17 protein-coding genes and 1 pseudogene are annotated in these 20,469 nt (G+C 65.1%); all 18 read left to right on the top strand.

Annotated elements, in window-relative coordinates; all coding sequences use genetic code 11:
- Nucleotides 1–21: 21 nt before the first annotated feature.
- The 18 genes and pseudogenes from dpgC (at nt 22) to ACRHIG_RS00615 (ending at nt 20,468) form a co-directional block, all read left to right on the top strand.
- Complete coding sequence (gene dpgC, locus ACRHIG_RS00700; RefSeq protein WP_489629103.1) at nt 22–1,377, top strand: (3,5-dihydroxyphenyl)acetyl-CoA 1,2-dioxygenase DpgC; 1,356 nt, start codon at nt 22–24, stop codon at nt 1,375–1,377.
- Between the two features lie 12 nt (nt 1,378–1,389).
- Nucleotides 1,390–2,778 (top strand): aminotransferase-like domain-containing protein, encoded by a 1,389-nt coding sequence (locus ACRHIG_RS00695; RefSeq protein ID WP_489629102.1) that lies wholly within the window; start codon nt 1,390–1,392, stop codon nt 2,776–2,778.
- Nucleotides 2,779–2,792: 14 nt separating this feature from the next.
- Nucleotides 2,793–3,602 (top strand): enoyl-CoA-hydratase DpgD, encoded by an 810-nt coding sequence (gene dpgD / locus ACRHIG_RS00690; RefSeq protein ID WP_489629101.1) that lies wholly within the window; start codon nt 2,793–2,795, stop codon nt 3,600–3,602.
- Nucleotides 3,603–3,716: 114 nt separating this feature from the next.
- A complete protein-coding gene (locus ACRHIG_RS00685; RefSeq protein WP_489629100.1) occupies nt 3,717–5,216 on the top strand; it encodes an efflux transporter outer membrane subunit in 1,500 nt (499 codons plus the stop codon).
- 22 nt (nt 5,217–5,238) lie between these two features.
- Complete coding sequence (locus ACRHIG_RS00680; protein ID WP_489629099.1) at nt 5,239–6,429, top strand: efflux RND transporter periplasmic adaptor subunit; 1,191 nt, start codon at nt 5,239–5,241, stop codon at nt 6,427–6,429.
- A gap of 12 nt (nt 6,430–6,441) precedes the next feature.
- A pseudogene (locus tag ACRHIG_RS00675) lies at nt 6,442–9,535 on the top strand (efflux RND transporter permease subunit).
- 7 nt (nt 9,536–9,542) lie between these two features.
- Complete coding sequence (locus ACRHIG_RS00670) at nt 9,543–9,848, top strand: ATP-binding cassette domain-containing protein (protein WP_489629098.1); 306 nt, start codon at nt 9,543–9,545, stop codon at nt 9,846–9,848.
- Nucleotides 9,758–10,453 (top strand): ATP-binding cassette domain-containing protein, encoded by a 696-nt coding sequence (locus ACRHIG_RS00665; protein ID WP_489629097.1) that lies wholly within the window; start codon nt 9,758–9,760, stop codon nt 10,451–10,453. Before ACRHIG_RS00670 ends, ACRHIG_RS00665 begins: the two co-directional genes overlap by 91 nt.
- Before the next feature lies 1 nt (nt 10,454).
- Entirely contained in the window at nt 10,455–12,017 is a 1,563-nt protein-coding gene (locus tag ACRHIG_RS00660; protein WP_489629096.1) for an ABC transporter permease subunit, read from the top strand.
- An 18-nt stretch (nt 12,018–12,035) separates the two neighbouring features.
- Complete coding sequence (locus ACRHIG_RS00655) at nt 12,036–14,387, top strand: M28 family peptidase (protein ID WP_489629095.1); 2,352 nt, start codon at nt 12,036–12,038, stop codon at nt 14,385–14,387.
- Between the two features lie 35 nt (nt 14,388–14,422).
- On the top strand, nt 14,423–14,746 hold the full coding sequence (locus ACRHIG_RS00650; RefSeq protein ID WP_489629094.1) for a hypothetical protein: 324 nt from the start codon (nt 14,423–14,425) through the stop codon (nt 14,744–14,746).
- The gene (locus tag ACRHIG_RS00645; RefSeq protein ID WP_489629093.1) at nt 14,680–15,177 is read left to right on the top strand and encodes an alcohol dehydrogenase catalytic domain-containing protein; all 498 of its coding nucleotides are present in this window, start codon (nt 14,680–14,682) and stop codon (nt 15,175–15,177) included. The genes ACRHIG_RS00650 and ACRHIG_RS00645 overlap by 67 nt, the downstream gene beginning before the upstream one ends.
- A complete protein-coding gene (locus tag ACRHIG_RS00640) occupies nt 15,071–15,724 on the top strand; it encodes a zinc-binding dehydrogenase (protein ID WP_489629092.1) in 654 nt (217 codons plus the stop codon). The genes ACRHIG_RS00645 and ACRHIG_RS00640 overlap by 107 nt, the downstream gene beginning before the upstream one ends.
- Entirely contained in the window at nt 15,705–16,457 is a 753-nt protein-coding gene (locus ACRHIG_RS00635) for a 4'-phosphopantetheinyl transferase family protein (protein WP_489629091.1), read from the top strand. The genes ACRHIG_RS00640 and ACRHIG_RS00635 overlap by 20 nt, the downstream gene beginning before the upstream one ends.
- Before the next feature lie 443 nt (nt 16,458–16,900).
- A complete protein-coding gene (locus tag ACRHIG_RS00630) occupies nt 16,901–17,788 on the top strand; it encodes a glycosyltransferase family 2 protein (RefSeq protein WP_489629090.1) in 888 nt (295 codons plus the stop codon).
- A gap of 57 nt (nt 17,789–17,845) precedes the next feature.
- Complete coding sequence (locus ACRHIG_RS00625) at nt 17,846–18,394, top strand: dTDP-4-dehydrorhamnose 3,5-epimerase family protein (protein ID WP_475417096.1); 549 nt, start codon at nt 17,846–17,848, stop codon at nt 18,392–18,394.
- A 21-nt stretch (nt 18,395–18,415) separates the two neighbouring features.
- The gene (locus ACRHIG_RS00620) at nt 18,416–19,828 is read left to right on the top strand and encodes a lipopolysaccharide biosynthesis protein (protein ID WP_489629089.1); all 1,413 of its coding nucleotides are present in this window, start codon (nt 18,416–18,418) and stop codon (nt 19,826–19,828) included.
- Between the two features lie 121 nt (nt 19,829–19,949).
- Nucleotides 19,950–20,468, top strand: coding sequence for a sigma-70 family RNA polymerase sigma factor (locus tag ACRHIG_RS00615; RefSeq protein WP_475417098.1), 519 nt, complete (start codon nt 19,950–19,952; stop codon nt 20,466–20,468).
- Nucleotide 20,469: the final 1 nt, after the last annotated feature.

Here is a 20,469-nt window from a genome sequence, read left to right as displayed (position 1 = left end):
ATTCACCGACAAGGATCAACCATGAGCTTCGCCCAGCACTCTTCCACCGGCCCGACCATCATGCGGCATACATGGCGCCAATGGCGCGATGCGCCACCGGCCATCACCCGCGTGCCCGACACCGACGCCCGCGCGCTTGCCTGCCATGTCGCCGACGGCGAGGCATTGTTGGCGCAGTTGCCGGCCAAGCCGCTGCGCTCTGCCGAACAGTGCGCCGCCGCCGAGGCCATCCACGGCGCCAGTCGCGCAGCGCGCACCAACTTCCTGCGCCTGCACGCCGACTGGGTATATGACCGCCTGACGGCCGGCAAGACCCTGCGCCCGCAACTGGCCGAACTGGCGTATAGGGCTGCGGAGCTGTTTCCCGGCCTGGTCCCGGATCAAGCGGCAATCACCCAGGAGCGCCTGTCGCCGCAGGGGGACAAGGAAGCGCGAGAAATCGACCAGGGCATTTTCTTTTCTGAGGTGCTCGCCGCGCCGGCCAGCGGCCGGCACCTCGTCGAGAGCATGCTGTATCCGGGTGCGCGCGCCCAGGCATTGCTGGCGCAATTCCGCAGCGACGGCCGGCTCGATTTGCCGACCCTGACCCTGGAACGGCGCGATTTTGCCGCCCACCTCACCGTCAACAACCCGCGCTGCCTCAACGCCGAGGACGAGCAGCTGATCGAAGACATGGAAACTGCGGTCGATCTGGCCCTGCTCGACGATGCGGTGCGTGTATGTGTGCTGCGCGGCGGCATCATGAGCCATCCGAAGTACGCCGGCCGCCGCGTATTCAGCGCCGGCATCAATCTCAAGAACCTGCACAACGGCCGCATCTCGTTGGTTGACTTCCTGCTGCGGCGAGAGCTCGGCTACCTCAACAAGATGCTGCGCGGCCTGCTGGTCGATGTGCCTGAGGATAGGCGGCCACGGCAACTGGCCAAGCCGTGGATTGCAGCCGTGGATACCTTCGCCATTGGCGGCGGCGCGCAACTGCTGCTAGTGTCGGACAAGGTGATCGGCGGCGCGGACAGCTTCTTCAGTTTGCCGGCCGCGCAGGAAGGCATCGTTCCCGGCGTGGCCAATTTGCGCCTGACGCGTTCGGTGGGCACGCGGATGGCGCGCCAGATCATCCTTGGCGGGCGCAGGGTGCACGCCGCCGAGCCGGACGGCCGCCTGCTGTTCGACGAGGTGGTGGAGCCGGCCGAACTCGATGCCGCTGTCGAGCGCAGCGTCGCCGCGTTCGACAGCCCGGCCGTGATGGCCAACAAGCGCATGCTGGTGCTGGCCGAGGAGCCGCTTGACCTGTTCCGCCAGTACATGGCTGAGTTCGCCTTCGAGCAGGCGCATCGCATGTACAGCCAGGATGTGCTGGACAAAGTGCGTCAAGCCTGAGGAGCAACCATCATGTCCACCACTCAAGCACTTTCCGGGAATGGCGTCATCCTCGAACGCAGCGCCCTGCATGCATCGGTGAGCGATCCCGCGCTCGATGCCATCAGCTTCCTCAACGAGGTCATGGATCACTATCCGCAGGCGATCTCGTTCGCGCCGGGCGCACCCTTTGCCGGCCTGTTCGACGATATCGATCTGGGTCGCTACATGGACAGGTATACGGACTACCTGGCCACAGTCAAGGGCCGCAACCCGGCCCAGATCCGCAAGCAGCTCTACCAGTACGGCCCCAGCAAAGGTATGATCAACGAGCTGATCGCCGCCGCCCTGCTGCGCGACGAGGGCATGGCGGTGACGCCGGAGTCGCTGGTGGTCACGGTTGGCTGCCAGGAAGCGTTGCTGCTGGTACTGCGCGCCCTGTGCGCCTGCGCCGACGACCTGCTGGCGGTGGTCAATCCCAGCTTTGCCGGCATCGTCGGCGCCGCCAGCGTGCTGGGCGCGCCCATCGTAGCGATCGACGAAGGCCGGGGCGCCGACGGCTGGAGCGCCGGCCTCGACTGGGAACAGCTGGAGAGCGCCTGCCGCCGCGCGCGCGCCCAAGGCAAACGCATCCGCGCGCTGTACGTGGCGCCGGACTTTTCCAACCCATCCGGCACGGTGCTCGACCTGGCAGCGCGGCAGCGGCTGCTGGAACTGGCTGAACGCGAAGATTTCCTGCTGCTGGAAGACAACGCCTACGGTTTCACCGCCGCCCCAGGCACCGCGCTGCCCACCCTCAAGTCGCTCGACCGTCTCCAGCGCGTGATCTATTTCGGTACCTGCGCCAAGATCTGCATGCCGGGCGTACGGATCGGCTTTGTGGTGGCCGACCAGGCAGTGCGCGACTGTAACGGCCAGGTGCGGCTGATGGCGGACGAACTCGCGTCCCTGAAAAGCATGGTCACGGTTAACACCTCGCCAATCTGCCAAGCCATCGTCGGGGGCATGCTGCTTGAGCATGACGGTTCGCTGGCCCTCCTCAGCAAAGACAAGGGAGCGCTCTACCGCCGCAACCTTGGCCTGCTGCTGGACGCGCTGACGCGCCATGTCGGCATGAATGGTGATCCTGCTCACGGCGTGCACTGGCATGTGCCGGCCGGCGGCTTCTTCCTGCGCATGCGTCTGCCGGTGGCGGCCGACGCCGCGCTGCTCAAGGTGTGCGCCCGGGACTATGGCGTGCTGTGGACGCCGATGAGCTATTTCCATCTCAATGACGCAGGCAACCAGCAATTGCGACTCTCGTGCAGTTATTTGACGCCGCAACAGATCGACGAAGGCGCGCGCCGGCTGGCGGCTTTCCTGCATAGCGAACACGTCGGCCGGCGGCCGGCGCCGGTCCATGAACTGCTGACGGAGTATTAATTATGGGAAATATGATGCACGAGCTGGGACAGGCCACCCGCGTGCGCTATGACAAGCGCGGGCATGTGGCCTACATCACCCTCGACCGGCCGCAGGCGCTCAATGCTCTGGACCTGCGCACCCATGCCGAACTGGCGGCCATCTGGGGTGATTTCGAGCAGGATGACAACCTGTGGCTGGGCGTGCTCACCGGGGCCGGTGAGCGTGCTTTCTCGGTCGGTCAGGACCTCAAGGAACTGGTGCGGCGCAACCAGGCCGGGGTTCCGCCATCGAGCTTTGGCAGCGCCGGCGGCACAGGCTGGCCGCGGCTGACGGAGCGTTTTTCCATGTCCAAGCCCTTGATCGCCCGGGTCAATGGTTATGCGCTGGGCGGCGGTTTCGAGCTGGCGCTGGCATGCGACATTATCGTCGCTGCCGAGCATGCGGAGTTCGCCCTCCCCGAAGCCCGGCTGGGGTTGATCGCGGGGGCTGGCGGCGTATTCCGCCTGACCCGGCAACTGCCGACCAAGACCGCCATGGGCTATCTGATGACGGGACGGCGACTGAGCGCCGAACGCGCCTACCAGCTGGGCCTGGTCAACGAGGTGGCGCCGATGGCCGAGCTGGACGCATGCGTCCAGCGCTGGGTCGATGACGTGCTGCGCAGTGCGCCGTTGTCGCTGCGGGCGATCAAGGAAGTGGCGCAGAAATCGTCGACGCTGCCGCTCGACCAGGCCTTCCAGGCCACTTACGAGTGGGAGGAGCGCCGCCGCGCCAGCACCGATTGCCTGGAGGGGCCACGCGCCTTCGTGGAGCAGCGCCCGCCTGCCTGGAAAGCCAGCTAGCTGGCGCCATGAGCAGCTCTGGCTAGCAGAATTGCTAGTACCAATCGATGCACCACTTTGATTTAATGCTTGTACCGGCCCCGCCTTTGCGGTGCCGCTCCAGGCAAGAATCAGATGAGGAGAGTGTCGATGTACCCAACCAGACTAGCCGGTGCCATGTTCGTGGCATGTGCTGCCGCAGGCTGCGCGGTCGGGCCGGATTACCGCAGTCCGGCGCTGGCCGCACCGCCACGATTCGAGGCTCCGCTGCCGCATAGCCTGCAGCAGGATGGGATGCCTCCGGTGCCGGCCGACGCCGATCTGGCCTGGTGGCGGCAGTTCGACGACCCGCTGGTGGCCGAACTGGTGCAGGCGGCGCAGGTCGATTCTCCCACCCTGGCGCAGTCGCTGGCGCGCGTGCTGCAGGCGCGCGCCGTCTACCAGGCCGCTGGCGCGGCGCGTCTGCCGGGGCTGGGCTTGAACGCCAGTGCCGCCCGCGCCCGTAGCGTGAGCGCTCCCGGCGCCTCGATGGTGGCCACCACGCTTAACCGCAGTCTCGATGCCAGTTGGGAGGTCGACTTGTTTGGCGCCCGCGCCAAGGCTGCCGAGGCGGCCGATGCGCGCTGGAGCGCGCGGCTAGCCGACTGGCAGGCCGTGCGCGTATCGCTGGCGGCCGAGGTGGCTGTCACGCTGGTCGATTATCGCGCCTGCACCGTCAGCGACGACATTCTGGTACAGGATCTGCAATCGCGCCAATCGGTGGCGCGCCTGACCGGGGAAGCGCTCAAGACCGGCTACATGGCCCGCGCCGAGGGCTTCCTCAGCGACGCTTCCGTTGCGTCCGCGCGCGAGCGGCTGGTGGCCCAGCGCGCTCTGTGCGACATGGATATCAAAGCGTTGGTGGCCTTGACTGGGCTGGCCGAGCCGGACCTGCGTGCGCGCCTGGTCGCCGGCAATGGCGAGCTGCCGCGCCCGCGGGCCTTCGTGGTCGATGCGGTGCCGGCCCAGGCACTGGCGCGGCGGCCCGATATCGCCGCGGCCGAACGCGAGCTGGCGGCAGCGGCGGCCGGGATCAACGTGGCCGAGGCGCAGCGCTACCCCAGTCTGCTGTTGGGCGGCAGCATCGGCGTTGGCCGGCTGCGCAGCGGCGGCCTGTCCGGCTCGGCCGATACATGGTCGTTTGGACCGGCCTCGCTCAGCCTGCCGTTGTTCGACGGCGGCCGCCGCAAGGCCGAGGCCGCCGAGGCCCGGGGCTTCTATGACGAGCAGGCCGGGGTGTACCGGCAGCGCGTGCGCGAAGCCGTGCGCGAAATCGAGGAAGCGCTGGTGCGGCTCGACGCGGCCGCCCGCCGCGAAGCGGACGCCGACATTGCCGCGCGCCAGTATGAACGCTATTTCCAGGCCAGCGACGAGAAATTCCGCGCCGGTGCCAGCGGGCTGCTGGACCTGGAAGAGGCGCGCCGCAACAGCCTGTCTGCGCGCCTGACGCACGTCGGCGTCCGGCTCGACAGGGTGCAGGCCTGGATCGCGCTGTACAAGGCACTCGGCGGGGGCTGGCAGGCCGTGCCTCTCGCTGCCCCGCACGCCATGCCGCCGGTGGCCATCAAGCCCGGCGAGCTGCCGCCCAGTTCCTAATTCACCCTCCAGGAAGATTCCCATGAAGAAGCTTGTAATGACAAAGAAAAAGATCGCCATTGCGATTGCCGCCGCCGGTGCCGTGGCGCTTGCGTGGGTGAGCGCGGCCTCGTCGTCGCAGGATGCCAAAGCCGCCGCCGAACCGGCAGTTGCGGTCAAGCAGAAAGCCATGCTGACGGTCACCACCGCCAGGCCGCAGCCGAGCGACTGGCCGGTTGCGCTGTCGGCCAACGGCGGCATATTTGCGTGGCAGGAGGCGGTTATTGGCAGCGAGTTGAGCGGCCTGCGCCTGGCTGAAGTCAGCGTCAATGTGGGCGACAGCGTTAAGTCCGGGCAGATTCTGGCGCGCTTCGATGCCGCCACTGTGGCAGCCGATGTCGAGCAGAAAGAGGCGGCGGTCGAGGAAGCGCGCTCGGCGCTGGCCGAGGCGCAGTCCAATGTCCTGCGCACCCAACCGCTGGCCACCAGCGGCCTGGTCAGCGCGCAGCAGATGACGCAGTATCTCACGGCCGAGCGTAGCGGCAAGGCGCGGGTAGTGTCGGCCCAGGCTGTGCTCAAGAGTGCCCAGGTGCGCTTGCAGCAGACTGCGGTACGGGCGTCCGACGATGGTGTGATTTCGGCGCGCAGCGCCACCCTGGGCAGCGTGGCGCCGCAGGGCCAGGAATTGTTCAAGCTGATTCGCAAGAACCGGCTCGAATGGCGGGCCGAAGTGCCGGGCAGCGATCTGCGCCGTATCAAGCCGGGACAGCAGGTGACGTTGACCGTCTCCAACGGCGTGACCGTATCCGGCACGGTGCGCATGGTCGGACCGACGCTTGATCCTTCCACCCGTAACGGGCTGGTGTACATCGACCTGCCGCTCTCGCCTGAGGTGCAGGCTGGTTTGTTCGCGCGCGGCCGGTTCGAGATTGGCCGCGCGTCGGCGCTGACGGTGCAGCAGAGCGCGGTCGTGATGCGCGATGGCCACGGTTATGTGTTCAGGGTCGGCCCTGACGAGAAGGTCAGCCAAACCAAGGTCAGCCTTGGACGCCGGGTCGGCGACCGCATCGAGGTGCTGGCCGGGGTCGGCGCCGATGCGGTGCTGGTCGACCAGGGCGCCGGTTTCCTGGCCGACGGAGACGTGGTCAAGGTGGCCGCCGAACAGGCCCAGCCCAAGCTGGCCTACCAGACGGCGCCGTCGGCGCCCGCCCGGACCACTTCGGTCTCTCGGTAAACGGAGCACGCGATGAATCTATCCGCCTTTTCGATACGCAACCCGATCCCCGCCATCCTGCTGTTCATCCTGCTGACGGTGGCTGGCCTGATCAGTTTCAAACGCATGATGATTCAGGAACAGCCTGACATCGACTTTCCCATCGTGTTCGTGACCACCAGCCTGCCCGGCGCCTCGCCGCCGCAGCTGGAAGCGGAAGTGGCGCGCAAGATCGAAAGTTCGCTGCTGTCGGTATCCCAGGTCCGCCATGTTTTTACCACCATCAGCGATGGCGTGGTCGAGACTACAGTCCAGTTCCGGCTGGAGAAAGACCCTGCCGAAGCGCTCAACGATGTGCGCGATGCGGTGGGCCGCGTGCGCACCGATCTGCCGGCCGATATCCGCGATCCGGTGATTTCCAAACTCGACCTGGCCGGCCAGCCCATCCTGACCTACACCGTCGCTTCCTCCCAAATGGATGAGGAGGCGCTGTCCTGGTTTGTCGACAGCCAGGTATCGAAGGTGCTGCTGGGCGTGTCCGGCGTGGGCAAAGTGGCGCGCGTTGGCGGCGTGGAGCGCGAGGTGCTGATCGAACTCGATCCGATCCGCATGGCGGCGCTCAACGTCTCGGCCGCCGACATTTCCAGCCAGCTGCGCCGGGTGCAGCGCGAAAGTTCGGGGGCAAGGCCAATATCAGCGGCGCCAACCAGTCGGTGCGCACCATCGGCACGGTCGGCAGCACGGCCGAGATTGCCGCCATGGACATGGCGCTGCCGGACGGTCGCAGCATCCGCCTCGACCAGGTGGCGCGCGTGATCGACGGCACCGCCGAGCGTACGATCATCACTCTGCTCGACGGCAAGCCGGTGGTCGGCTTCGACATCACACGCAGCAAGGGTGCCAGCGAGATCACCGTGGCGCGTGCGGTGCGCCAGGCAGTCGAGCAACTGGCGAAAAAGACCCGCACATCGTCTTCAAGGAAGCCTTCAACGCCGTTGATTCGGTGCAGGAAAACTACGACGGCTCCATGACCCTGCTGTACGAGGGCATCTTCCTGACCGTGCTGGTGGTCTGGTTCTTCCTGCGCGATGGCCGCGCCACGCTGGTATCCGCGGCGGCGCTGCCGCTGTCCATCATTCCCACTTTCCTGGTGATGAGCATGCTGGGTTTTACACTCAACATGATAACCCTGTTGTCGCTTGCGCTGGTGATCGGCATCTTGGTCGACGATGCCATCGTCGAGATCGAAAACATCATGCGTCACCTGTACCAGGGCAAGACGCCGTTGCAGGCAGCGCTGGAAGCGGCCGACGAGATCGGTCTGGCGGTGGTGGCCACCACCTGCACCCTGATCGCCGTTTTTCTGCCCACCGCTTTCATGGATGGCGTGGTCGGTCAGTACTTCAAGCAGTTCGGCTGGACCGCCTCGGTGGCGGTGGCGGCTTCGCTGCTGGTGGCGCGCCTGCTGACGCCTATGATGGCGGCCTATTTGCTCAAGCCCAAGCTGCTGGCGCAACAGCCCAGGCCGAGCCGAATCCTGCCGCGCTATCTGGCGGCGGTGGGCTGGTGCCTGCGGCACCGCCACCGCACGCTGGCGCTGTCGGCACTGCTCTTTGTCGCCTCGCTGGCCTTGATCCCTCTGTTGCCGAGCGGCTTCATTCCGCCGGCCGACGGTACCCAGACCAAGGTGACGCTGGAGCTGGCGCCGGGCGCCACCCTGGAACGCACCCGCGCGGCGGCCGAACGGGCACGCCTGCTGATCGCGCGGAACAAGGATATCGCGCCGGACATGGTGCAGGTGTACAGCGCCATCGGTGGCGAGGACGTGCGCAAGGCTACCCTGACCATCAATCTCAAGCCGCGCAAGGAGCGGGTGCGCAAGCAGACCGAAATCAACATCCTGCTGCGCGAGCTGATGCGCGACGTGCCGGGCGTGCGCGCCACCGTCGGCAGTAGCGGCGAAGCCGGCGAGGAGCTGGAACTGCTGCTGACCGGCGACGATCCCGAGGCGCTGAAGACGGCGGCGCTGGCGATCCAGCGTGATATCCGCAGCATCCCCGGCCTGGGCGCGATCTATTCGAGTATCAGCCTGGTGCGGCCTGAACTCATCGTTACGCCCGATTTCGCCAGGGCTGCCGACCTCGGTGTGAACGCCACCGCCATCGGCGAGACGCTGCGTGTGGCCACCATCGGCGACTACGACCAGGCGCTGGCCAAGCTCAACCTGCCGGAGCGGCAGATCCCCATCCGCGTACGGCTCCCAGAGGCGGCGCGCCAAGACCTGTCGCTGCTCGAGCGCCTGTCGGTGCCGGGCAAGCAGGGCAACGTGCCGTTGTCCTCGGTCGCCGAGCTGCGCATCGACAGCGGCCCGACCCGTATCGACCGGCGCGACCGCAGCCGCCGGGTGGTGATCCACGTCGAACTCAACGGCCGGCCGATCAGCGAGGTACAGGACCTCGTCGACAAGCTGCCGAGCGTTAAGAACCTCCCCGCGAGTGTCCAGCGCGGCAAGTCGGGCGATGTCGAGATGATGCAGGAACTGTTCACCAGCTTCGGCCTGTCCATGCTCATTGGCATCCTGTGCGTGTACCTGGTGCTGGTGCTGCTGTTCAAGGGCTTCATGCAGCCGGTGACTGTCATGGCGGCATTGCCGCTGTCGATAGGTGGTGCCTTCCTGGGGCTGCTGCTGACGCGTCAGGCGCTCTCCATGCCTTCTCTGCTGGGCTTGTTGACCTTGATGGGTATAGCGGTCAAGAACTCGATCCTGCTGGTCGAGTATGCGATACGCGCCCGTCGGGAACAGGGGCTGGATCGCACGAGTGCCCTGCTCGATGCCTGCCGCAAGCGCGTCCAGCCGATCATTATGACCAGCGTGGCGATGGGTGCCGGCATGCTGCCGCTGGCGCTGGGCATTAGCGCCGACCCCAGTTTCCGGGCGCCGATGGCGATTGCGGTGATCGGCGGGCTGATCACTTCAACTCTGCTCAGTCTGTTGGTGATCCCGGTGGTGTTCACCTATGTCGACGACCTGATGGTGTGGATCTCGCACAAGTGGCGACGCCAGCCGAAAGCCGCACCGGTGGCTGCCTCCGCAGCCGTGTCTTCCGCATCTTCCTTATTGAATTGAGTGAGCCATGTTGCATTCATCCATAGAAATCCAAAAGCTGTGTCCGAGCCTGCAGTTGGAAGCGGTGACCTATCGTTACCGCAACGGCCATCGGGCGGTCTCCGATCTTAACCTGCGCATCGAGCCCGGCATTCTGGGCTTGCTCGGGCCCAACGGCGCCGGCAAGTCGACGCTGATGCGCATGCTGGCTACTCTGCAGCGTCCCAGTTCGGGGCGCATCCTGTGGGGGACGTCGACATCGCTCGCGATCCGGACGCGCTGCGCTGCGCGTTGGGCTACCTGCCGCAGGAGTTCGGCGCCTATCCTTCGCTGAGCGCACGCGAATTCTTGCGCTACCTCGCCGCCGTCAAGGGCTTGCCGCATGCGCAGACGGCGTCGCGCGTGGATCAATGCCTGGAAGCGGTCGGACTCGAGGCCGCCGCCGACAAGCGCATCGGCTCCTACTCGGGCGGCATGCGCCAGCGGGTCGGCATCGCCCAGGCCCTGCTCAACGATCCGCAGCTGCTGATCGTCGACGAGCCTACCGTCGGCCTCGACCCGGAGGAGCGGTTGCGCTTCCGCAACCTGCTGACCGATCTTGCCGGCCGCCGCCTGGTGATTCTGTCCACTCACATCGTGTCCGACATCGAGGCCAGCGCCACCGCGCTGGCGGTGATGCACCAGGGCGTTCTGCGCTATCAGGGCGCGCCGGAAACGCTGATCGCCCAGGCCGAGGGGCGGGTGTGGGACTGGACCGTCAAGTCCGAGGACCTGGTAGCGCTGCGCAGCCGCCATCATGTCAGCGGTTCGATGCGGCTGCCGGACGGCGTGCGGGTGCGCATCGTCGCCGCCGAATCGCCGGGACCGGGGGCGTTGGCGGTGGCGCCGGGCCTGGAGGACGCCTACGTCTGGCTGTTGTCGCAAAGCAGGGAGGTCTGACGTGGAAGCCTTGCGCCGGTTTATCTCCATTGTGGGCGCCGACCTGCTGGCGCGCGTGCGCACGCCGCGCTTCTGGCTGGCCGTGGCCGCCGTTGCCGTGGCCGCCTGGTGGTGTTTCCCTCCTGTCGGGGCGCCATACATGATTCTGGGCTTGAATGGCCAGTACCGCGGCCAGTATTCAAGCGCGTGGATCGGCATGGTGCTGTCCATGACATCGATCTGGCTGTCGCTGATCGGCTTTTACCTGGTGCGCGGCACGCTCACCCGCGACATCGAAAGCCGGGTCTGGCAACTGCTGGTCGCCACCCCGCTGCGGCGCCACACTTATCTGCTGGCCAAGTGGTGCAGCCATCTGGTGGTGCTGGCGCTGGTCGTGGCAGCGGGCGTGGCGGTGGGCGTGGCGGCGCAGTGGGTGCGCGCCGAGGATACGCGGATCGACCTGGTCGAGCTGCTCAAACCTGTGCTGTTGTTGCAGTTGCCGGGCCTGGCGCTGACGGCGATGTTCGCGGTCTGGTTCGACCTGGTGCCATGGTTGCGGCGCACCGCGGGCAGCGTGCTGTACTTCGTGGTGTGGCTGGCAATATTGGCAGCCTCGGCGCAGAACATCCGCCATTCCGATGCCGCTGCTCAGTCTGGCCTGATCGGTGATCCTTTCGGTCTTGCCGTGTTCAATCATGAAGTGCGCCAGCGCGCCGCGCCGCAGATCGATAAACCGCTGGAGCAGGGTTTCTGCCTGGCCTGCGGCACCCGCCGCACCGAGGTCCGCCTCTTCGAGTGGCCAGAATGGCAGGTGACTCCGCAGGTCTTGCCGGGGCGGCTGTTCTGGCTGCTGCTGTCGGCGCTGGGGGTGATCGTGTGTGCGCCCTTCCTCGATCGGGCCGCCGCCCGCAGCAGCGTCGCCGGCGGCGCGGTGGGTGACGACTCCGGCAGCCGCCTGCGCTGGCTCGGCGCGCTGCTGCGCCCTCTGCAGCGCTCGGTATTCGGCACTTTGCTGGCATCCGAAATCCAGTTGGCCCTGCGTCATCGCAAGATGTGGTGGTGGCTGGCGGCGCTGGGAGCGGCCGCGGTGCAGATTGCCGGACCGGCCAACGCCGCCTGCATCGCCGCCATTGCCGCCTGGCTGCTGTGCCTCGACATGTATGCCCACGCCTCCCTGCGCGAAGGCGAGTCCGGCACCGCGCCGGTGGTCTTCAGCGCCGCCCACGCCGGTCGCCATATCTTGTGGGCGCGCTTGGCGATGCTGGTGCTGGTGGGCACCGTGCTGACGCTGCCGGCCGTGCTGCGCTTCGCCGCCGCCGCGCCGGCGGTGGCGGCCGCGCTGCTGGCAGCCAGCGTTTCGCTGGCTGCCTGGGGACTGGCGCTGGGCGCGGCCTCGCGCAGCCCGCGGCCGTTCGAAGTGCTGGCCTGCGTGCTGGCGTATATGAGCCTCAATGGGGCGCCGGTGCTGCATGCCGGCGTCGATCCCCGCGTCACCCTATACCTGCACTTCGCGGCGCTGCCAGCGGCCGCTATCGTCCTGTGGACGATGTGGCCCCGGCTGGCCCGGACGCAGTCAGCCCAATGAACCAAGGAAGGTGTATTCATGTCTATATCTAACTCCGTGCTATTCCCCAAGGCCGGCGAGGCCGGCAAGAAAAGCGAAGCCATAGCCGCTGACAAAGCGGGCTGGGGCCTCGGCATCGGTGCCATCCTCGCCCTGCTGCTGCTCGTCGCGCTGAGTCTGGGCAGCACGCGGTTGCCGGCGCCGCAGCCGGCTACCGTGGCGCCCACCGTGTTTTCGGCGGCGCGCGCCATGGCCCATCTGCAGCATATCGCGCATGAACCGCATGCGGTTGGCACGCCCGAGAACGCCAAGGTGCGCGCCTATATCGTTGCCGAGCTGCAGGCGCTCGGCCTGCAACCGGAGATCCAGTCCGGCATCGGCAAGATGAACACCCGCCCCTGGGGCGCGGTGGGCATGGTCCACAACATCGTGGTGCGCATACCCGGCGCCGGAGTTGCTGCGCGCAAGGCGCTGCTGCTGGCGGCCCACTATGACTCCGTGCCGACGGGACCGGGCGCGGCCGATGACGGCGCTTCTGTGGCAGCCATCATGGAAGTGCTGCGCGCCGTGAAGGCCGGCATGCCATTGCAGAATGATCTGATCGCCCTGTTCAGCGACGGCGAGGAGGCCGGGCTGCTTGGTTCCGAGCTGTTCGTTTCGAGCCATCCCTGGACCAAGGACGTCGGCCTGGTACTCAACTTCGAGTATCGTGGCAACAGCGGTCCCATGCTGATGTTCGAGACCAGCCCCGGCAACGGCAAGCTGATTGCCGGCTTGGCGCAGGCGGTGCCGCAGCAGGTGAGCAGCTCCATGCTTTACGAGCTGTACAAGAAGATGCCGAACGATACCGATATGACCTCGTTCAAGCGGGCCGGCATAGCCGGGTTGAACTTCGCTGCCATCGAGAATCCTGCCGCTTACCACCTGCATACCGACAGCATCGCCAACCTCGACCAGCGTACCTTGCAGCAACAGGGCGACTCCATGTTGTCCCTGGTGCGGCACTTTGGCAACGGCGCGCTGCGAGAACTGACGGCGCACGACAGCGTGTACTTCGACCTGCCCGGCATCGGCCTTGTGCATTACACCTCGACCGCAGTGATCCCGCTGACGCTGGTAGTGGCGGCGCTGCTGTGCGTGGTTGCGGTGATGGGCATCAAGCGCGGCGCCCTGCGCCCCGGCCGCATTCTGCTGGCCATGCCGGTGTTCCTGGTGATGGCCATCTTGCTGGGCATCGCCTGCCAACTGGTGTGGGGGGCGGTCTCGCTGGTGCATCCGGAATACGGCGTGCTGGGCGATCCGTACAACAGCCAGTGGTATCTTCTGGCTTTCGTCGGCCTGGTGATCGCCGGCTATATCGTAATGGCGGGCGGCGTCAAGCGCTGGCTGCGCCCACTCGAACTGGGCTTTGGCGCCCTGTTGCTGTGGCAGGGCTTGCTGGTGCTCAGCAGCTTTGCCATGCCGGGTATTACCGCGATGTTTGCCTGGCCGCTGCTGGCGCTGCTGGGTGTGCTGGGGCTGCTGTTCTCGCGCCGCTGCGCGGACATCACCGCCGGCGCGCGTATTGCGCTGCTGGTGCTGGGCCTGGTGCCGGCGGTGCTGCTGTGCGGTCCGGCGGTGCGCAATCTGTATGTCGGACTGAGCCCGCAGGCATCGGTGGTGAGCGGGCTGATGCTGGCGCTGGTGGCCGGTCTCATGACGCCGCTACTGAGCATGCTGACGCGCCGTTTCTTACTCCCGGCGCTACCGCTGGCCGCCTGCGCGTTCTTCCTGGTGGCCGGTTCGTTGACCGCCCGCACAGACGCGGACCATCCGCACACGGCCAACCTGTTCTATGCCTGGGACAGCGGTTCCGGCAAGGCCTACTGGATATCGCGCGACGATCTGCTCGACGACTGGAGCAAGACCTACTTTCCCAATATAAGCGAGAAACAGCAGGTGCCGGAACTGTTCGGCGCCGGCTCGCGCAAGTACTGGGCCAGTCCGGCGCCGCGGATGGCCGGCCTGCAGGCGCCGCAGATCGACGTCCTGAGCGATACCGTCAAAGGCGGGGTACGCGAGGTAATTTTCAAGGTTCGCACCATGCGCCAGGCGCCGGTCCTCTCCGTGCGGGTGGAAGGCACCGACGTCCTCGCTTCGCGGGTGGATGGCCAGCCGTTCAGCCAGAAGGCCAATCCGAAATGGCTGCTGGAAGCCTACGGCATGGGCGATAGAACGGTGGAAGTGGCGGTGCAGGTCAAGGCCGGCAAGCCATTCGATATCCGTGTCAACGACGAAACGTTCGGCTTGCCGCAGCACATGGCCAAGCCGCGTCCAGCCGACTTGATCCAGAGCATCCACGGCACGAACAGCGACACCGTGCGGGCCGTGCGGGTTCAGCGTTTCACTTGAGTGCAGTTCAATCCATAATAGACAAGGAGATAGCAATGTCGAAACAGATCTATCCGATCGGTGAGCAGCCGCCGCTGGGCGAAGTGCCGTCGATGATGCATGCCTTTACCATCCGCCGCGAACGGTTTGCCGAACCGAAGCATAGCCTGCGTCCCGAAGTGGTGCCGGTACCCGAGATTGGCGATGACGAGGTGCTGGTGTATGTGATGGCGGCCGGCGTCAACTACAACAACGTCTGGGCCGCCCAGGGCGTGCCGGTCGACGTGATCAGCGGCCACCAGAAGGGGGCGATGTGGCCGACTTCCATATCGGCGGCAGCGACGGCGCCGGCATCGTGTACCGGGTCGGCCGCAATGTGACCTGGCCGCGCGTGGGCGATGAAGTGGTGCTGCATTGCGGCAGCTGGAATGCCGACTGTCCGCGCGTCCAGGCCGGGATCGATCCGATGTACTCGCCCAGCTTCAAGATCTGGGGTTATGAGCTCAACTGGGGCAGTTTTGCCCAGTTCACCAAGGTGCAGGCGCAGCAGTGCCTGCCGCGGCCCCAGCACTTGTCGTGGGAAGAATCGGCCGCCTACATGCTGGTCGGTGCCACGGCCTACCGCATGCTGCACGGCTTTATGCCCAACACCATCCGGCGTGGCGACGTGGCGCTGATCTGGGGGCGCCGGCGGCGTCGGTTCGATGGCGATCCAGATTTGCCGCGAAGCCGGCGCGCTGCCTGTGGCGGTGGTGTCCAGCCCGGACAAGTTCGACTACTGCATGAAGCTGGGCGCCATCGGTTGTATTAACCGCAACGATTTTTCGCACTGGGGCATCATGCCGCACTGGACCGACAAGGATAGCTACAAGCGCTGGCTGGACGGCGCGCGCTCCTTTGGCCAGGCGGTGTGGGATGTGGTGGGCGAAAAGAGATCGCCAGCGCTGGTGGTCGAGCATCCGGGCGAGGCGACCATTCCAACCTCGCTGTTCGTGTGCGATACCGGCGGCATGGTGACGATCTGCGCCGGCACTAGCGGCTACAACGCCTCGGTCGACCTGCGCTACCTGTGGATGCGCCAGAAACGCTTCCAGGGCGCGCATTTTGCCAACCATCTGCAGGCAGCCGGTTTCAACGACCTGGTCCTCGCCGGCAAGATAGACCCTTGCCTGGGACGCACTTTCGATTTCGATGAGACGCATCTCGCGCATCAACTGATGTTCGAGAACAAGCATCCTTATGGAAATATGGCGGTGCTCGTCGGTACCAGGGAGCGCAACAGTGGCCGCCATGTGTCGCAGGATACGGTGGCTCGCTGGACGGAAGCGGAGCAAGCCGATGTCGCCCAAGCGGCCTGAGGCCGTCCCCAACACCTTTGCCCCGGCCGCCGCCACTGTCGCGCAAATCTGGCGGGCGGACCTGGACGACACAGGCTGGGATCGCTTCCAGCATGTGCTAAGCCAGGACGAGGAGGACAAGGCCAAGCGTTACCGCACCGCCCGGCTGGCCGCACACTACCGGCGCTGCCGCAGCATCTTGCGGCTGCTCCTGGCCGGCCATGCCGGCCTGGACCCGGCGCAGATCGTGTTGCGTTACGGCTGGGCGGGCAAGCCGGAGGCGGTGGGTATGTCGGGTCACTTCAATGTGTCGCACACGGATGGCCGTTCTCTGATCGCGCTCTCGCCGCATCCGGTCGGGATCGATATCGAAAACACTGCGCGCGAGCACATACGGATGGAGGAACTGGTCCACCTGATATGTCATTCCGATGAGCAGGCAGCGCTGGCGGCGCTGTCGCCAGCGCTGCGCCAGCGCTTTCTTTACCGTCTGTGGGTGCAGAAGGAGGCTTATTGCAAGGCGCTGGGAACGGGATTGCAATCCGACCTGCGCAGCTTGCGCTTCGAGCCAACAACGACGGCTGGCGTGGCGCGCGTGCGTGATGCGGCGCATCCTGACGCCGGTGTCTATTTTGTCCGCTCCTGGTGCGAGCGTGACGCCGGCGTCGCCAGTCTGTGCCTGCCGCTGTACGGCGGCGCCATCGTGACCCGGCGGCTGGCGCCGCACGATTGCGCCGAAGCGATGCCGGCGTGATGGCGCGGTTCTCCCAGCCGAGCAGCAGGAGGTAACCCATCTCTATTCGTGCTGTGTAAGCTGGCTGCACGCGCGTAGAAAGATGTTCTTGAGTTACTTTGAGCACGGAAAAATGATGGTCTTGAAGTCGGGTGCTATTCATTAGTCAGCGGAGCTTAAGTGAATGCATTGCATAGCGTTGTTTTGAGGGCCGGAACAAAAAAAATGTATATGGAAGTGACTATGCAATGTAGACTATGCGTCCACTTTCCAATCAATATGCGCTGTTTAAGGTAATAGTTCCTGTTCAACGTCTAAGGGGAGATGCTTGCTGGCGAGCGCCAGCAAGCTATTGCATTTGTCTATTATGAAATGCCGCTCAATGTATTTGGGCGGCATTTTTTTGTCTGTGATGTGAAAGGCCTGTTATGGCGTCAGAGAAACAACCGCTAGTTTCCATTGTCATGGCCACGTATAACCGGAGCAATATCCTCGGCTATGCGATTCAGTCGGCCCTCGCCGGCACCGTACAGGATTGGGAACTGATCGTCGTCGGCGATTGCTGCACCGACGATACCGCCGAGGTGGTCGCCGCGTTTGCCGACGCACGTATCCGCTTTGTGAATCTGCAGACCAATTACGGCGAGCAGACGGGGCCAAATAATATGGGCGTCAGCCTGGCGCGTGGCACCTATCTGGCATTCCTGAATCACGATGATTTGTGGCTGCCCGATCATTTGCAAACCAGTATCGATCTTCTCGAGCGCACCGGTGCCGACCTGGTCTTTGATCAAGGGCTGGGGATCGGCATGTCGGGAGATCACATCGAGGGGGCGCTAACTGCCGAACTGAGTGCCTATCGTCCGTGGATGAACGTGCCGGCTACCTTGTGGGTGATGCGGCGTGAACTGGCCTTGGAAATTGGTCCATGGCAACCATCTTGGGAGCTGCGTTGCTGGCCATCGCAGGCGTGGCTGCACCGCGTGTATCGTGCGGGGCGGCCGATGCTGGCCCAGCCCCGTATCGGCGCCATCCTGATCCAGTCTGGCAGACGCAGCAATGCGTACCTTGAGCGGCAGCACAGTGAACACGCGTTCTGGTGGGAGCACATGCAAAATCCCGTGAATATTTTACAAGCTGTCGCAGCAATTTGTGGCAAGCTGAGTCGTGAACGCTACATTTCTCCGATCCAGTGTGCAGTGCTTGCCGCGAAAGCTTTGCTACGACGAATCTTTTATTTATTGGGGCTATGGCCACCACAACCGATCTATTGGCTCAGGTATTGGCGGAAAGGCGCATTTCTACGTGAATTGCGCCGCCGCCGGGGATTGAAGGACCTGCCGCGGCGATAGATAATACCGTTGCAATACATAAGAGCATTTTTATAAAAATTTCTAGGGGTAGATCTGGTGGCTGAGAAAGATAACTGGTTGTTGGCTGGCGCGAAACAGGATGGCGAAAGCATTACCAAGGAATGGAAGCCGACGGCGCCGTCCTTGATCGATGGCGTGATCTTCCAGGAAATCAAGCCTGTGTTGACGGCGTACGGCAGCCTGACTGAGATTTTCCGTACTGAATGGGTACCCGATGCGGCGCAGATCGGCCAGATATTCGCCTCGACCCTGGAGCCGGGCGGACTGAGCGCCTGGCATGCGCATGCCATCACGACGGACCGCCTGTTCGTGGCGGCGGGCCAGATGCGCGTGGTGCTGTATGACGCGCGTGCGGATTCGCCGACCTTTGGCATGCTCAACGAATTCAAGCTGGGCACCAGGCGTCCCGGCCTGCTCGTCGTGCCGCCGCGCGTCTGGCATGGCGTGCAGAATTACTGCGGCACGCCGGCCATCCTCGTCAATGCGGTGGACCATGCGTATCGCTATGATGCGCCGGACCACTGGCGCGTGCCGGCCGATTCGGACACGGTACCCTATCGCTTCTCCAATGACAGGCATGGCTGAGATGCCCGGGCCGGCTGAACGATGCGCCTGACTCGTCTCGCGGGTTTTTCAGCCGGCCCCATTTTGTCGCTGCTGTGCAGCCTTGCCACCGTGCCTGCCGTGGCCTGGCTGTTTCCGCCTGCCGACATCGGCAGGCTGGATTTCTTCATGACCGCGTGCACGGTGGCCGGTTTGTTGCTGTCGCTGGGGCTGGACAAGGCCTTCCTGCATGAATACCACTACAGCACGAGTCGGAGCGGCCTGCTGAAAGCATGTTTGCTGCCGGCCGTGCTGCTCGCGCCCGTGGCCTTGGCCGTGATACTCGTGTTTGCGGCGCCGGTAGCGCAACTGTTATTTGATGTGGCGCAACCTGCATTGGCCATTCTGTTTGCAGCCGGCATGCTGAGCGCCCTGGCCAATCGCCTGATCGCGCAGCTCTTTCGCATGCAGGAGCGCGCCTGGGTATTCGGCCTGGCGCAGGTGTTGCCGAAAATGTCGCTGCTGGTGCTGCTGCCTGTTTTGTGGTGGGACCCGCAGCGCAATTTCGTGCACCTGGCGAGCTTGGTCGTGGCCACCACCTGGATGGTCACCTTATGGCTGCTGTGGCATGCGCGCATATCGCTGGTGCAGGCCTGGCGCGCCGCCGTGGACCGGGTGCTGCTGCGGCGCCTGCTTGCCGATGCGGGGCCCCTGCTGGTGAGCGCCATTGGCTACTTGTCCATGCTGTCGGCCGGCATGGGCTTGCTGCGTTTCTTTGCCGGCTTTGACGAGCTCGGCATTTATGCGCTGGCCATGCGCGTGGCCGCCGGTGCCTGGCTGGTGCAATCGATTTTTACGATAGTCTGGGTACCGCAAGTGCACAAATGGGCCGCCGCCGGCGGTGACCTGTCGAATATTGCGGCCATTTGCCGCCATGCACAGGCCATCGTGGTAGTGGGTTTTTGCCTGGCCGGCGCCCTGGCCTGGCTGATCGGATGGGTCTTGCCTCGCAACTACCATGGCGTTGCGTACCTGGCGGTGGCTACCGTGGGCCAGCCCCTGTTGTATGCCCTGGCGGAAGTGACCGGCGTCGGCATCAATCTGGCCCGCCGTCCTGCATTATCGATCGCGGCCTTCGCGGCAGGCTTGCTGGGCACGCTGCTGGCCGGCGCCGTGCTGGTGCCGCGCTGCGGCGCCACGGGGGCTGCCGTGGCGCAGCTGCTGGGTTTCCTCGTGTATTTTGTCGCCAGGACGGAACTGGGCATGCGCGTCTGGCGCCCGCTGCCGCGCCGTCCCATCTATCCCGGCATCGTCTTCTTGTCGCTGCTGGCGGCGGGCCACGCGTTTTTTGCCCAGCGCCTGGGGCCGCTTGCACCGCTCGCGTGGTGCGTGTTGCTCATTGCCGCATTGCACGTCTACAGGCCTGCGCTGTGGGCTGCCTTCAGGCTGATCAGGCCCGTCCGGCGGCAGGGCTGACAGCGTTTGCTGCCCGTTGCCGTATTGCGCTTTCCTCATCACTGCGCTTACAATGAGAATAATTCTCATTTATATTGATGTGTCTGCCGTCTCGCTGGCCATCGACCACAGGAAGGGTATCGTGAGCACCGCCGAGTTAGCGCTACAGCAGCAAGTCAGCAGTCTGTACACCGATCACCACCGCTGGCTGCGTGGCTTGCTGCGCCGTAAGCTGGGCAATGCCTGCGATGCGGCCGACCTGGCGCACGACGTGTACCTGCACCTGATGAAGACGGGCAGGGTGCCGCCGGCCGGGGAGTCGCGCCGCCACCTGACGCAGATCGCCAACGGCATGGTCATCGACCTGTACCGCCGCCGCCAGATCGAGACGGCCTACCTGGAAGTGCTGGCCCTGGTGCCCGAGTCGCTGGCGCCGTCCGAGGAAGAGCGCGCGCTGGTGATCGAGGCGCTGACGGAAATCGATGCGGTGCTGCACCGCTTGCCCGCCAAGGCGCGCAAGGCCCTGCTGCTGTGCAAACTCGACGGCCTGAGCTACCGCGACATCGCCGCCGAATTGCAGGTGTCGGTCTCGTCCGTGGAAAAATACATCGCCGCCGGTTTGCTGGCCTGCTACCAGGCCTTGCACGCGCCGGACGCCTGAG

It is taken from the genome of Janthinobacterium sp. C22, assembly GCF_057919405.1.
Note: the sequence above shows the minus strand (reverse complement) of the source record. Positions and strands in the feature narration are given on the sequence as shown.

What these genes read in the sequence shown, in the direction of transcription:
- ACRHIG_RS00655 (WP_489629095.1), top strand. Translation starts at nt 12,036, where the DNA reads ATGTCTATATCTAACTCCGTGCTATTCCCCAAGGCCGGCGAGGCCGGC.
- ACRHIG_RS00640 (WP_489629092.1), top strand. Translation starts at nt 15,071, where the DNA reads ATGGCGATCCAGATTTGCCGCGAAGCCGGCGCGCTGCCTGTGGCGGTG.
- ACRHIG_RS00685 (WP_489629100.1), top strand. Translation starts at nt 3,717, where the DNA reads ATGAGGAGAGTGTCGATGTACCCAACCAGACTAGCCGGTGCCATGTTC.
- ACRHIG_RS00620 (WP_489629089.1), top strand. Translation starts at nt 18,416, where the DNA reads ATGCGCCTGACTCGTCTCGCGGGTTTTTCAGCCGGCCCCATTTTGTCG.
- ACRHIG_RS00680 (WP_489629099.1), top strand. Translation starts at nt 5,239, where the DNA reads ATGAAGAAGCTTGTAATGACAAAGAAAAAGATCGCCATTGCGATTGCC.
- ACRHIG_RS00695 (WP_489629102.1), top strand. Translation starts at nt 1,390, where the DNA reads ATGTCCACCACTCAAGCACTTTCCGGGAATGGCGTCATCCTCGAACGC.
- dpgC (WP_489629103.1), top strand. Translation starts at nt 22, where the DNA reads ATGAGCTTCGCCCAGCACTCTTCCACCGGCCCGACCATCATGCGGCAT.
- ACRHIG_RS00635 (WP_489629091.1), top strand. Translation starts at nt 15,705, where the DNA reads ATGTCGCCCAAGCGGCCTGAGGCCGTCCCCAACACCTTTGCCCCGGCC.
- dpgD (WP_489629101.1), top strand. Translation starts at nt 2,793, where the DNA reads ATGCACGAGCTGGGACAGGCCACCCGCGTGCGCTATGACAAGCGCGGG.
- ACRHIG_RS00670 (WP_489629098.1), top strand. Translation starts at nt 9,543, where the DNA reads ATGTTGCATTCATCCATAGAAATCCAAAAGCTGTGTCCGAGCCTGCAG.
- ACRHIG_RS00650 (WP_489629094.1), top strand. Translation starts at nt 14,423, where the DNA reads ATGTCGAAACAGATCTATCCGATCGGTGAGCAGCCGCCGCTGGGCGAA.
- ACRHIG_RS00630 (WP_489629090.1), top strand. Translation starts at nt 16,901, where the DNA reads ATGGCCACGTATAACCGGAGCAATATCCTCGGCTATGCGATTCAGTCG.